This is a genomic window from Amycolatopsis orientalis DSM 43388 (assembly GCF_000411975.1).
Classification (GTDB): domain Bacteria; phylum Actinomycetota; class Actinomycetes; order Mycobacteriales; family Pseudonocardiaceae; genus Amycolatopsis; species Amycolatopsis orientalis_D.
In genome coordinates this window covers 42,575-54,886 of the sequence record NZ_ASXG01000189.1, presented here as the reverse complement: position 1 = coordinate 54,886, position 12,312 = coordinate 42,575, and the positions used below count along the sequence as shown (strand labels likewise).

The 12,312-nt window shown below is 72.4% G+C and carries 12 protein-coding genes; 7 read left to right on the top strand and 5 right to left on the bottom strand.

Going from position 1 to position 12,312, the window contains the following annotated elements:
• Nucleotides 1-309 precede the first annotated feature (309 nt).
• Genes L942_RS38825 through metF form a run of 3 tightly spaced genes read right to left on the bottom strand, consistent with a single transcriptional unit; the run spans nt 310 to nt 3,472 of the window.
• Nucleotides 310-810 carry a GNAT family N-acetyltransferase gene (locus L942_RS38825; protein WP_037370065.1) on the bottom strand — a complete coding sequence of 167 codons (501 nt, stop codon included), beginning with the start codon at nt 808-810 and terminating at the stop codon, nt 310-312.
• 55 nt (nt 811-865) lie between these two features.
• Complete coding sequence (locus L942_RS38820; RefSeq protein WP_037370063.1) at nt 866-2,545, bottom strand: DUF885 domain-containing protein; 1,680 nt, start codon at nt 2,543-2,545, stop codon at nt 866-868.
• Nucleotides 2,546-2,587: 42 nt separating this feature from the next.
• Nucleotides 2,588-3,472, bottom strand: coding sequence for a methylenetetrahydrofolate reductase [NAD(P)H] (gene metF, locus L942_RS38815; RefSeq protein WP_037370061.1), 885 nt, complete (start codon nt 3,470-3,472; stop codon nt 2,588-2,590).
• 104 nt (nt 3,473-3,576) lie between these two features.
• Between metF and merB the strand changes: the two genes are divergently transcribed.
• The 4 genes from merB to L942_RS38795 all read left to right on the top strand — a co-directional run bounded on the left by merB (nt 3,577) and on the right by L942_RS38795 (nt 7,782).
• On the top strand, nt 3,577-4,221 hold the full coding sequence (gene merB / locus L942_RS38810; protein WP_037370056.1) for an organomercurial lyase: 645 nt from the start codon (nt 3,577-3,579) through the stop codon (nt 4,219-4,221).
• Between the two features lie 71 nt (nt 4,222-4,292).
• On the top strand, nt 4,293-5,384 hold the full coding sequence (locus tag L942_RS38805) for a polyprenyl synthetase family protein (protein ID WP_037370053.1): 1,092 nt from the start codon (nt 4,293-4,295) through the stop codon (nt 5,382-5,384).
• Nucleotides 5,384-6,859, top strand: a complete 1,476-nt coding sequence (gene crtI / locus L942_RS38800; RefSeq protein WP_037370050.1) for a phytoene desaturase family protein — start codon at nt 5,384-5,386, stop codon at nt 6,857-6,859. The genes L942_RS38805 and crtI overlap by 1 nt, the downstream gene beginning before the upstream one ends.
• Nucleotides 6,856-7,782: a phytoene/squalene synthase family protein gene (locus tag L942_RS38795; RefSeq protein ID WP_037370047.1), complete on the top strand. Its 927-nt coding sequence runs from the start codon at nt 6,856-6,858 to the stop codon at nt 7,780-7,782. Before crtI ends, L942_RS38795 begins: the two co-directional genes overlap by 4 nt.
• A 9-nt stretch (nt 7,783-7,791) precedes the next feature.
• Here the strand turns inward: L942_RS38795 and L942_RS38790 are convergent, their stop codons facing one another.
• Entirely contained in the window at nt 7,792-8,340 is a 549-nt protein-coding gene (locus L942_RS38790; protein ID WP_037370044.1) for a CGNR zinc finger domain-containing protein, read from the bottom strand.
• Between the two features lie 22 nt (nt 8,341-8,362).
• Between L942_RS38790 and L942_RS38785 the strand changes: the two genes are divergently transcribed.
• A complete protein-coding gene (locus tag L942_RS38785) occupies nt 8,363-9,538 on the top strand; it encodes an MFS transporter (RefSeq protein WP_037370040.1) in 1,176 nt (391 codons plus the stop codon).
• A 39-nt stretch (nt 9,539-9,577) separates the two neighbouring features.
• Here L942_RS38785 and L942_RS44030 read toward each other — a convergent pair whose 3' ends face one another.
• Complete coding sequence (locus tag L942_RS44030) at nt 9,578-9,946, bottom strand: Rv2175c family DNA-binding protein (protein WP_037370038.1); 369 nt, start codon at nt 9,944-9,946, stop codon at nt 9,578-9,580.
• Nucleotides 9,947-10,038: 92 nt separating this feature from the next.
• Between L942_RS44030 and pknB the strand changes: the two genes are divergently transcribed.
• Both pknB and L942_RS38770 read left to right on the top strand, forming a co-directional pair.
• Complete coding sequence (pknB, locus tag L942_RS38775) at nt 10,039-12,060, top strand: Stk1 family PASTA domain-containing Ser/Thr kinase (protein ID WP_037370036.1); 2,022 nt, start codon at nt 10,039-10,041, stop codon at nt 12,058-12,060.
• Nucleotides 12,057-12,266: a hypothetical protein gene (locus tag L942_RS38770; RefSeq protein ID WP_037370033.1), complete on the top strand. Its 210-nt coding sequence runs from the start codon at nt 12,057-12,059 to the stop codon at nt 12,264-12,266. The genes pknB and L942_RS38770 overlap by 4 nt, the downstream gene beginning before the upstream one ends.
• Nucleotides 12,267-12,312: the final 46 nt, after the last annotated feature.

Sequence of the window (12,312 nt, the reverse complement as noted above, 5' to 3'; positions counted from 1 at the left end):
AAACCGCGACACGAGCAGCAGCATCCCAATAATCAACCGGGATATTTGTCAGACACGCCCTAGGGCGGCCGTCGAGCGGGCGCGCGAAGGTGCGAGGACAGACATTCGGAAGTGGGCTCCTGCGTCGAAGGAATCGGGAATCGACGACGCGGGGCAGCGTGCGTTGGCCGGTTCACGGCAGCACCCAGTGGCCGCGGGCCCGGTTTCGGGCGCACGCGGCGAAAACTACCCCGCTCAGGCGCGCGGGGGTGGGGTGACGAGGAAGATCCGGTGCACGGGCGGGAGCTTAGCCACAGGACGCGGAAACGATCAACGGGTTTGTCGGGTGCGGCGCCAGCGGATCTCGCCGTCCTGCTGCTCGTCGGTGGCCGCGAGCCCGGCCGCGGCGGCGACGCCGGCGGACGCCCGGTTTTCCGGATGGACATGGGCGATCACGGCGTCCACCGGCTGCCGAAGGAGCCAGTCGACCAAGCCGCGGGCGGCTTCGGTGGCGATGCCGCGGCCCTGCCACGGAGTTCCGACCACCCAGGCGATTTCGGCGACCGCGTCGCGGACCGTCGCCTGGACCGTGCCCACCAGGCCGGAACCGCGCAGCTGGATCACCCAGTTCAGCCAGGAAACTCCCCGGTCGGGCGAGCCCGCGGTGATCCGCTGGTAACGCGAACGGAGAGCGGACGGCGAGTCCGGCGCACCGCCGATGTAGGTGTGGAGCGCCGGATCGGACAGCACGACAGCCATCTCCTCGGCGTGCGAGACGGACAGCGGCAGCAGGTCCAGCCGGGTCGTGGTGATGCGTTGAGCAGTGCACATAAGCGGGGGCAAGACACCCGGGCCGGTGCGGGAGCACCGGCCCGGGAAAGCAGTCTCAGTCCAGTTGCGCCAGCTGCTCGCGCAGGGTGTCCAGCCCCATGCCGCCCATTCGCAGGGCCTTGGTGTGGAACTGCTTGATGTCGAACGCCGAACCCTGCCGCGCGCGGGCCTCGTCGCGGGCGGCGAGCCAGAGGCGTTCGCCGAGCTTGTACGAGGGGGCCTGGCCGGGCCAGCCGAGGTAGCGGTCGATCTCGTCGCGGACGTGGGCCTGGTCGGTGATCGTGCGGGTGAGCATGAACTCCAGGCCGAGGTCCGGCGTCCAGCGCTCCCCCTCGTGAAATCCGGTGCCCGCCGGGATTTCCAGTTCCAGGTGCATGCCGAGGTCGACCACCACGCGAGCGGCGCGGAAGAGCTGCTCGGACAGCATGCCGAGCAGGTCGCCGTCGTCGGAGAGGTAGCCCAGTTCCTCCATGAGGCGTTCCGCGTAGAGCGCCCAGCCTTCGCCGTGCGCCGAGATGAACGTCATCAGCCGCTGGTACTTCGTCAGGGTCTCGGCCTGGTTGACCGCGGTCGCGATCTGCAGGTGATGCCCGGGGACGCCCTCGTGGTAGACCGTCGAAACCTCGCGCCACGTCGTGAATTCGTTGCGGTCGGCGGGAAGCGACCACCACATCCGGCCGGGGCGGCTGAAGTCCTCGCTCGGTCCGGTGTAGTACGCGCCGACGCCGCCGCCCGGCGGGGCGATCTTGCACTCCAGCGCCATCAGCCGGTCCGGGATGTCGAAGTGCTTGCCGCGCAACGACTTCAGCGCGTCGTCGGACAGCTGCTGCATCCACGCCTCGAACTGCGGACGGCCCTGGACGCGGTAGCGCGGGTCGGCGTCGAGCGCCGCCGCGGCCTCCGCGGGCGTCGAGCCGGGCTTGACGCGGTTCGCGACCGCGCGCATTTCCGTTTCCAGGCGCGAGAATTCGTGCCAACCCCACTCGTAGGCCTCGCGCAGGTCCAGCTCCGCGCCGATGAAGTAGCGCGACCACAGCCGGTAGACGTCCTCGCCGACGGCGTCCTTCACCGGGGCCTTCGGGGCCAGTTCGGCGCGCAGGAATCCGGCGAACTCCGCGAACGCCTCGTCCGCCGCCCGAGCGCCCGAGGCCAGTTCGGACTTCAGCGACTCGACGCCCGCGTCGGCGACCAGGCTGGCGAAGAACCCGGGGCCGTCCTTGAGCCCGGCCCACGTGTCGCACTGGTCGGCGACCTTCGAGACCTGCCGCAGCGCCGAGACCTGTCCCTTGTCCGCCGAGGCGAGCAGCGAGGCGCGGACCCCGGCGAGCGCCTCGGGCACCTTCGGCAGCCGGGCCGCGATGGTCGCCCAGTCGTCCGGGGTGTCGGTCGGCATCAGGTCGAAGACCATGCGCAGGCCCTGCACCGGGCTCTCGATCACGTTGAGCGACGCCGCGTCGAGACCCGCGTCGTGGATCTCCAGCTCGAGGCCGATCCGCTCGGTGAACACGGCCTTCGCGACCCGCTCCCCCGCGTTCGCCGGTTCGGCGGCGGTCACCGCGGCCAGCGCGCGGCGCGCCAGGTCCGCGCGGGCGTCGTGGCCGGCGGGCGAATAGTCGGTCAGCTGGTCGTCGTAGCCCGCGACGCCGAGCATGGTGGCCGCGACCGGGTCCACGGCCACGTAATCGTCGACGTACCGGTCGCAGATCTCCGGAACGCTCTGTTCGGTGGAAGCCATGTCCGGCACGCTACCGGCCGGAGGCGCCCGGAGCCCACAGACTTACGTGCGGGCGGGCACCAGGCCGAGCCGGGTCACGACCTCGCGCGTCGCCTTGGACCGGTTGAACGTGTAGAAGTGCAGGTCGGGCACGCCTTCGGCGAGCAGTTTCTCGCACAGTTCGGTGACCCAGTCGAGGCCGGCCGCGCGGAAGGCCTTGGGGTCGTCCGACAGCGGTTCGAGCCGGTCGAGCAGCCGCTGCGGCGCCGGGGCCCCCGACAGCCGGATCGTGGTGTGCAGCGTGCGCAGGGTGGTCAGCGGCATGATGCCGGGCAGCACGAGCGCGTCGCAGCCCGCGGCGGCGACCCGGTCGCGCAGCCGCAGGAAGTCCTCGGCTTCGAAAAACAGCTGCGCGATCGCGAAATCGGCGCCCGCGCGGAACTTGCGGACCAGGTGCTTCGTGTCCGATTCGAGGTCGGCCGAACGCGGGTGGCCGTACGGGAACGCCGAGACGCCCACGCAGAAGTCGCCGAGCGAACGGACCAGCTCGACGAGTTCCTCGGCGTAAGTGAGGCCTTCCGGGTGCGGCACCCAGTCGCCGTAGACGTCGCCCGGCGGGTCGCCGCGCAGCGCGAGGATGTTGCGCACGCCGACCGCCGCGTACCAGCCGATCACGTTCCGCAGTTCGGACACCGAATGGTCGACCGCCGTCAGGTGGGCCATCGGGCAGAGCGTGGTTTCGGTGGCGACGCGGGCGATGCTGCGGATGGTGCCGTCGCGGCTCGAACCGCCCGCGCCGTAGGTGATCGACATGTAGGCCGGGTCCAGCGGTTCCAGCTCGCGGATGGCCTTCCAGAGCACGGCCTCGTCGGCGTCGTCCCGGGGCGGGAAGAACTCGACGGAGAACGCGGGACCGTCCCCCTGAAGCCTTTCGATCACCGACGTCATGGAGTGAAATGGTAGTGGCTCACCGCGACGCGCGGCAGAGCTGACGGGTGGGCTTGGCCACGCGCGTACCGTCGGTGGGCGAACCCTCCCGGGGAGGCGAGCCGATGAGCAGCGAAGACGATCTGGCCTGGGACGAAGACGTGCGCGTGGCCGTCTACCGCGCGTTCGCCACCCGCGGCCGCCCGCCCACCGCGCCGGAGCTGGCCGACGCCGCGCACGGGTCGCTCGCGGTGGCGAAACAGGCGCTGCACCGGATGGCCGACCCGAGATGGCTGTGGCTGGACGAATGCGAGCACGTCGCGCTGGCCGCGCCGTTCGCGGCGGTTCCGCTCGGGTTCGCGGTGATGGGCGAGCACACCATGTGGTGGGGCGGCTGCGCCTGGGATTCGTTCGCCATCCCGCACCTCGTCTCCGGCGAGCCGGAAGTGCTGGTGGCGACGCGCTGTCCGGGCTGCGGCGAGCCGTCCGCGCTGGTCGTGCGGCGGGACCGGCCGCCGAGCGGCGCGCAGGTGGCGTACTTCCCGTCCCGGCCCGGCGAGCTGGCCGGCGACCGGGGGAAGCAGCGGCTGTACTGCGCCGAGTCCTGTGTGGACAGTCCGGGCGAACTGCTCGGGCTCGACGCCCTGTGGCACCTCGCGAAGGACTGGTACACCGGCTGCCTGGAACCCGGCTACCGGCCGCGCGGACCGGCCGAGGCGGCCGAGTACTTCGCGGCGAGCGGGCGGCCGGACGCGTTCCGGCGCGGCTGACCGCGTCTGGTGCGCCACATCCGGGGGCGCCCGGCGTGACCCGCCCCGCCCGCGTCCCGGAGGATGAGGGCATGGACGCGCCCGGATTCGACGCCGACCTCCCCGCGCACGTGGAGCGTGCGCTGGCCGATTTCCTCGGCCGCGCGGGGCGCGAGATCCTGCGCACCGAGCCGAGCGTCGCGGCCGGGATCGAGGCGCTGTCCGGGTTCGTGCTGGGCGGGGGCAAGCGGATCCGGCCGACGTTCGCCTGGTGGGGCTGGCGCGGCGCGGGCGGCGCGGCGTCCGGACCGCTCGCCGAGGGCGCGCTGCAGGCGGTCGCGAGCCTCGAGCTGATCCAGGCGTGCGCGCTGATCCACGACGACCTCATCGACTCCTCCGACTCGCGCCGCGGCAAGCCGACCGTGCACGTGGCCGCGGAGAAACTGCACGCCGACCGCGGCTGGCTCGGGTCGCCGTCGGTGTTCGGGCTGGCCAGCGCGGTGCTGGTGGGCGATCTGGCGCTGGCCTGGGCCGACGACATGTTCGCCGAGGCCCCGCTGCCCGCGGCCACGATCGCGGCGGCGCGCCCGGCCTGGCGCGCGATGCGCACCGAGGTGCTCGCCGGCCAGTACCTCGACGTCCGCACGCAAGCCGTGGGCGACGCTTCTCCCGAAGCCGCGCTGCGGATCGACCGGCTCAAGACCGCCGCGTACACCGTCCAGCGGCCGCTCCACCTCGGCGCCTCGCTCGCCGGGGCGGACGAGCGGCTGATCGCCACCCTGCTGGAGTTCGGCGGCGACGTCGGCGTGGCGTTCCAGCTGCGCGACGACCTGCTCGGCGTGTTCGGCGACCCGTCGGTGACCGGCAAGCCGGCCGGCGACGACCTGCGCGAGGGCAAGCGCACCCTGCTCGTGGCGCTCGGCCTGCAGCTGGCCGAGGAGCGGGGCGACCGCGCCGCGGCCAAGGCGATCGCCGGCGCGATCGGGGCGGCCGACCTGACCAGCGGCACGGTGGACCAGGTGCGCGAGGCGCTGACCTCGGTCGGCGCGGTCGCCGCGGTGGAACGCCGGATCGACGAGCTGACCGCCTCCGCGAACGCCGCGCTCGACCGCGCGCACCTGGCCGAGCCCGCCCCGTCGGCGCTCGCCGAGCTGATCCGGCTGGCTACCCAGCGGAAGTTCTGATGCGGACGGTGAACGGGCCCGCCGACCACGTGGTGGTCGTGGGCGCCGGGCTGGCCGGGCTTTCGGCGACGCTGCACCTGCTCGGCGCGGGACGCCGGGTGACGCTGCTGGAACAGCAGAAAATGCCCGGCGGACGAGCCGGCCAGCAGGATTTCGGCGCGAACGCGGTCGACACCGGGGCCAGCGTGCTGACCATGCCGGAACTGGTGGACGAAGCCTTGCACGCGGTCGGCGCATCGCTGGCCGACACTGTGCCGCTGACCAGGCTAGATCCGGCGTATCGGGCCCGTTTCGCCGACGGCAGCACGCTCGCCGTGCACACCGACGGCGACGCGATGGAAGCCGAGATCCGGTCGTTCGCCGGTCCCGCCGAGGCGGACGGCTACCGGCGGCTGCGGCGGTGGCTCACCGACCTGTACGCGGCGCAGAAGGACCACTTCATCGGCGCGAATTTCGATTCGCCGCTGGATCTTCTCCGACCGGAACTGGTGAAGCTCGCCGCATTGGGCGGCTTCGGCCGGTTGGGGCCGCGCGTCTCCAGCTTCTTGCGCGACGAGCGCGTACGGCGGCTCTTCTCTTTCCAGGCGCTGTACGCGGGTCTGGACCCTACGCGTGCGCTCGGCGCGTACGGCGTGATCGCGTACATGGACACCGTCGGCGGCGTGTACTACCCGCGCGGCGGCATGGGCGCCATCGCGCGCGCGATGTCTGACGCCGCGACGCACGCTGGTGCCGAACTGCGGTTCGGTACGGAAGCTGCGTGGCTTGAGCGAGTGTCGTCCCGCGTACGCGCGGTACGCACGCGCTCGGGCGAGCGCATTGCGTGCGACGCCGTGGTGCTCGCGACGGAGCTTTCAGCGGCGTACCGGCTGATCGGTGCGCGTCCTCGCCGCGTGCTGCCGTTGAAGTACTCGCCGTCAGCCTTCGTGCTGCACGGACACGCGGACCGTTCGTGGCCGGAACTGGACCACCACACGATCTTCTTCGGCGAGGCGTGGGAACGCACCTTCGCCGAGATCGTCCGCGAGGGCAAGCTGATGAGCGATCCGTCGCTGCTGGTCACCCGCCCGACCGCGACCGAGCCGACGCTGGCCGGCGACGGCGGCGAGATCGTCTCGGTGCTCGCTCCGGCCCCGAACCTGGCCACCGGGCCGATCGACTGGGCGCGCGTCGGCCCGGCTTATCGCGAAGAACTGTTGCGGACCCTGGAATCGCGCGGGCTCACCGGATTCCGCGACGAGTACCTGGTGGACGAACAGCTGACCCCGGCGGACTGGGCGGCGCGCGGGCTGGCCGCGGGCACCCCGTTCTCGCTCGCGCACACGTTCCCGCAGACCGGCCCGTTCCGGCCCGCGAACCTGGTGAAGGCGGCGGAAAACGTCGTGCTCGCCGGGTGCGGGACGACGCCGGGCGTCGGCATCCCGCCGGTGCTGATCTCCGGGCGGCTCGCCGCGGAAAGGATCACCGGCCGGTGAACGAGCTGGACGCGGCCGGCATCGCCGAGCCCGCGCTGCGTGCCGCGTACGCGGAGTGCCGCCGCATCAACGCCTATCATGGCCGCACGTTTTTCCTGGCCACGCGGCTGCTTCCGGCGCGGGCGAGACCGGCCGCGCACGCGCTGTACGGCTTCGCGCGGATGGCCGACGAACTGGTCGACAACCCCGAGCCCGGCACCGATCCGGCGGTCGCGCTGGACAAGGTGGCCGGGCTCGTCGACGAGGTTTACGACGGGAGCGTCCCGGCCGATCCGGTGCTCGCCGCCCTCGCGGACACCGTGCGCCGTTACGACATCCGGCGCGATCTCGTGGACGCGTTCCTGCATTCCATGCGGATGGACCTGACGGTCGCCGAGTACGCGACGTACGCCGACCTCGGCGAGTACATCTACGGCTCGGCTTGCGTGATCGGGCTGCAGATGCTGCCGGTGTTCGGGACCGTCGTGCCGCTGGAGGAAGCCGCACCGAGCGCGGCGGCGTTGGGGGAAGCGTTCCAGCTGACCAATTTCCTGCGCGACGTCGGCGAGGACCTCGACCGCGGGCGCGTGTATCTGCCGACCGAGGAACTGGCGGCGTTCGGGGTCGACCGGGCGGTGTTGCGGGAAGCGCGCCGGAGCGACCGGCCGGATCCGCGGGTGCGCGCGGCACTGGCGGTGGCGGTTTCGCGGACGCGCGCGGTGTATCGCCGGGCGGAGGCGGGGATTCCCTTGCTGCGGCCCGAGTCTCGGCCTTGCGTGCGGACGGCGATCACGTTGTACGAAGGCATCCTCGACGAGATCGAAGCGATGGATTACGCCGTGCTCAACCGACGCGCGGTCGTCGGCAAGGGGCGACGGCTGGCGGTCGCGTTGCCCGCGTTGGCGCGGCGCGCGCTGGCTTCCAGGCCGGGGCGCGCTCGCTGACTCCGGCTGTCAGGTCGACCGGGCCCGGTGCGCGGCGACGCGTTCCCTGGTGGCGCACCGGGAAGAGCAGTACCGGCGCTGGCTGCCCCCGCCGAGGTGGGCGAAGGGTTTCCCGCACGACGGCGACGCGCACAAGCCGCCGGGGACGCTCTGGCGGTCGGCCAGCAGAGTGGCCAAGGCCAGCGCGGAGGACGTGATCAGCCAGGCGCCCCACGGTCCGTCGTCGGATGCGTCGACGTGGAGGTGCCAGCCGAAGTTTTCGTCGTGCGCGGTCAGGCGCGGAGGTCCGGCGTAGGCGGCGAACAGGGCGTTCAGCACTTCGGCCGCCGAAGCGGCGTCTGGCGCGGCGAAAACCTCGCGGAGTTTCCAGGCGGCGGCGCGCAGCTCGGCCACCTCCCGCGTGGAAAGCCGGACTTGCGGTTCTCCGTGCTCGGCCAGCACCGCGGCTACCGAATCCGGCGACGGATCCTCGACCAGGAGCACATCGAGCAGTGCTACCGCACGACGGACCGCGTCCCGGGCGGAGCGGCCCGCGAAATCCGGCTGTGGTCCAGGCATAAGCCACTGTAACATCTCATCAGTGGCAAGCCGTTACAGATTCTCCGCGTATCTCGCTGGGGCGACGGCCGCGCGGACCGGCGACGAGCTGTCCGGTCCGGCGGTGTTGCTGCTGGGCGTGGGCGCGTCGGGGGCGATCGCGGGGTCGGCATTGCTGGCCGGGCTCACGATCGCGGCCGCGGTGGGCGGACCGTTGCTGGGCGCGGTCCTGGACCGGTCGCGTACGCCGGGCCGGCTCCTCGCGGTCGGGTTGGCGGGGTATGCGGCGGGACTGGCCGCGCTCACCGCGTTGTTCGGAGCGGTGCCATTTGGGCTGGCAGTCGGGATCGCGGTGGTGACCGGGTTGCTGGCCCCGGCGATCGGGGGCGGGTGGACGGCACAGGTGCCCGCGCTCGTACCAGCGGAGAAGCTCGGCCGGGCGAGCACGCTGGACGCGATGACGTTCACTGCCGCAGCGCTGGTCGGACCGGGGCTTGCCGGGGTGCTCGCCACCGCGGCGGGAGCTCCGGTAGCAGTCCTCGCCGCTGGCGTGCTGGTGCTGATCGCGGCGCCGTTCGCGTGGCGGCTTCCCGGCAACGGAGAACGGCGGCGAACGCGATTTTTCGAAGCGGCGACCGTTCTCGTGCGCAATCCCGCGTTGAGGCAGTCGACCGCGACCTCGACGTTGTCGTGCGTCGGGATCGGGATGGCGTTCGTCTGCTATCCGGTGCTCGGCGCGCAGCGATTCGGCAGCGCCGGATACGGGACGTTGTTGCTCGTCGGATTGTCCGTCGCGTCCTTGCTGGCGAACGCGGCCCTTTCGCGACGGTCGTATTCACCGGACCGCGCGGTGCGATTGAGCACCGTCGCCATCGGGATCGGCCTCGCCGGGGCGGCAGTGGCGCCGAACGCGGCGCTGCTGATCGCCGCGGTCGCGCTCACCGGGGTCGGCGAAGGGCCCCAGCTGGCGTCGTTGTTCGCGGTGCGGCACCGGGAAGCGCCGCCGGAAATGCGGGCGCAGGTGTTCACCACCGCGGCGAGCATCAAAATCGCCGGAATCGCATTGGGAAACGCGGTGGCCGGGCCGCTGGCGGCCTGGTCCCCCGCCGCCGGATTGGCCGCGGCGGCGGGGACGCAGGCGGTCGCGGCGGTCGCGCATCCGTGGTGGACGGGCAGAACGGAGCTACTCCGTCCGGGCTCCCCGGCGTCGGCCGGCTGACCGCGTGGACGCACCCGTCCGGAGCACTGCGGGAACGGCCTAGAACGCCATCGCCTGCGCGCGCCGCTTGACCTCGGTGCCGTGGCTGGTGCGCAGCGCGTTGATCGGCGTGGTGCCCGGGAGCGTGTCGTCGGCGGTGAAGAGCCAGCGCAGCATCTCGGTGCGGCTGAACCCGGAGTCGGCGAGCACGGTGATGGTGCCGGCCAGCCCCTTGACGACGCCGTCCTTCACGAAGAAATCGGCGGGCACGCAGAGTTCGCCCTCGCGCCGGACGGCGATCAGCTCGCCGTCCCGCAGCATCTGGCGCACCTTGTTGGCAGAGACGCCCAATGCGGCCGTCACCTCCGGCAACGGCTTGACCGCGACCGCGGCGTCGAGGATGTCGTCGGCGACAGGAATCCCACTCACACGTGACACTGTGCCACATTCCCCCGTCCGGCCCACTGGTACGCACGGGTGACCCGCCCCCGCACGCGCGGCCTTCCGTACGATTGCCCACCGTGACGCGCACCCAGCCCAGCCTCGTCGGCGCCCTGCTCGAACGCCGGTACCGCGTTGACCGGCTGCTGGCCAGGGGCGGGATGTCGGCCGTGTACCAGGGCCTGGACACCCGCCTCGACCGGGCGGTCGCGATCAAGATCATGGATCCGCGGTTCGCCGACGACCGGTCGTTCGTCGACCGGTTCGTGCGCGAAGCGCGTTCGGCCGCCCAGCTGCATCACCCGAACGTGGTGGCGGTGCACGACCAGGGCTTCGACACCCCGGCCGGCCAGGACGCCGGGCTCGCGTTCCTGGTGATGGAGCTGGTCAACGGCGGCACGCTGCGCGACCTGCTGGACGAGCAGGGCCAGCTGGACGTCTCGCTCGCGCTGAGCGTCGCGGAGCCGGTGCTGGCCGCGCTGGCCGCCGCGCACGCCGCCGGGCTGGTGCACCGCGACGTCAAGCCCGAGAACGTGCTCATCGGCCGCAGCGGGCAGCTGGCCGGCGGCGTGGTCAAGGTCGGCGACTTCGGGCTGGTCCGCGCGGTCGCCAGCGCGGGCACCACGAGTTCGAGCGTCATCCTCGGCACCGTCGGCTACCTGGCCCCGGAACAGGTCGCCACCGGCGACACCACGGCCCGCAGCGACGTCTATTCGGCGGGCATCCTGCTGTACGAGATGCTCACCGGCCGGCTGCCCTACACCGGCGACACCGCGATCTCGGTCGCCTACCGGCACGTGAACGACGACGTCCCCCGGCCGAGCGAGCTGCGGCCGGACCTGCCTCCGGTGCTCGACGACCTGATCCTGCGCGCCACCCGCCGCGACCCGGAGCAGCGCCCGGCCGACGGGGGCGAGTTCCTGGCGCAGCTGCAGGCCGCGCGTGCCGAACTGGGGCTGCAGCCGGTCGCGGTGCCGGTGCCCCCGCCGCCGGACGGCGACCGCGTGTCCGATGTCGAACGCACGCTCCCGAACATGCCGGCCGTCCAGCAGAACGTTCCGATGGGCCAGCAGACCATGCCGGTCTCCGGGCCGCGCGGCACGCGTGCGCTGACCCGCGCCGTGCCCGCCGCGCCGCCCCCGGCCGGACCGCCGCCCGCCGGACCGCCCGCGCCGGGCGAACCGCGGAAACCGCGCGACAAGCGCAAGCTGATCGCGCTGGCGATCGCCGGGGTGCTGGTGCTCGGCGGGCTGATCGGCGCGTTCGCGTTCATCCTCAGCGATTCCAAGGTCACGACCACGACGGTGCCGAAGCTCGCCGGGCTGACCCAGGCCGAGGCGGGCGACCAGCTGCGCGCGGCGAAGCTGAACCCGCGCTACAGCCAGGAGTTCGACAACACCGTCGAGGCCAACCGGGTGATCAAGGTGGACCCGGCCGCGGGCACCACGCTCGACCAGGACGCCACCGTGTCCGTGGTGGTGTCGAAGGGCAAGCCGAAGGTGCCGGACATCCGCGCCGGCACCTCGCTCGACGCGGCCACGAAGGCGATCCAGGACCAGAAGCTCACGGTCGTCCAGGGCACGCCGGAGTACAGCGACACCGCGCCGCAGGGCACCGTCGTGAGCGTGAGCCCGGCGGCGGGGACCCCGGTGGACGTGGGCGGCCAGGTCACGCTGGTGCTGTCCAAGGGCCCGGAACCGCTTCCGCCGGTCCCGGACGTCACCGGACGGCCCAAGGACGAGGCGTTCCAGCTTCTGCGGGACGCCGGGTTCCAGCCGCAGGACGGCGGGGAGGAGTTCTCGCAGACCGTGCCCGCCGGCGCGGTCACCCGCACCGATCCGGGCGCGGGCTCGCCGGGGACCAAGAAGGTCAAGGTCTACGTCTCCAACGCGGTGCAGGTGCCGGACGTCCGGTACCGCCCGTTCGACCAGGCCGCGGACCTGCTCAAGCAGGCCGGGCTCGACGTCGACCGCAAGGGGGGCGACGGCAACGGCAACGGCCACGGGCACGGCGGGTTCGACTTCGTCCTGCAGCAGGACCCGGCCCCCGGCTCCTTCGTGCCCAAGGGCACCAAGGTCAAGATCCGCGGGTTCGGCGGATGATCGGCAGCCGCGGCCGGGTGACCGGCACCGTCGGGCCCGGCCTGATCGGCGAGGTGCTGCTCAGCGTCCGCGGCGGCACCGAGGCCTTCTACGCCTATCCGGCCGATCCGGACAGCACGTTCGCCGTCGGCACGCCCGTCCTGGTGGTCGATTTCGAGCCCCCGCGCACGGTCTACGTGGAAAGGTGGCAACCGTTGCGCGCTTGACCGCGTCGCAGTGCTGACGGCGCCTCAGCGCCGTGCCAGCTGAATA

Bases quoted from the DNA above. Each gene is read 5' to 3' on its own strand.
- merB (WP_037370056.1), top strand. From the start codon at position 3,577: ATGAGCAGCGAAGACGATCTGGCCTGGGACGAAGACGTGCGCGTGGCC.
- L942_RS38770 (WP_037370033.1), top strand. From the start codon at position 12,057: ATGATCGGCAGCCGCGGCCGGGTGACCGGCACCGTCGGGCCCGGCCTG.
- L942_RS38825 (WP_037370065.1), bottom strand. From the start codon at position 810: ATGTGCACTGCTCAACGCATCACCACGACCCGGCTGGACCTGCTGCCG.
- crtI (WP_037370050.1), top strand. From the start codon at position 5,384: ATGCGGACGGTGAACGGGCCCGCCGACCACGTGGTGGTCGTGGGCGCC.
- L942_RS38805 (WP_037370053.1), top strand. From the start codon at position 4,293: ATGGACGCGCCCGGATTCGACGCCGACCTCCCCGCGCACGTGGAGCGT.
- metF (WP_037370061.1), bottom strand. From the start codon at position 3,472: ATGACGTCGGTGATCGAAAGGCTTCAGGGGGACGGTCCCGCGTTCTCC.
- L942_RS38790 (WP_037370044.1), bottom strand. From the start codon at position 8,340: ATGCCTGGACCACAGCCGGATTTCGCGGGCCGCTCCGCCCGGGACGCG.
- L942_RS38820 (WP_037370063.1), bottom strand. From the start codon at position 2,545: ATGGCTTCCACCGAACAGAGCGTTCCGGAGATCTGCGACCGGTACGTC.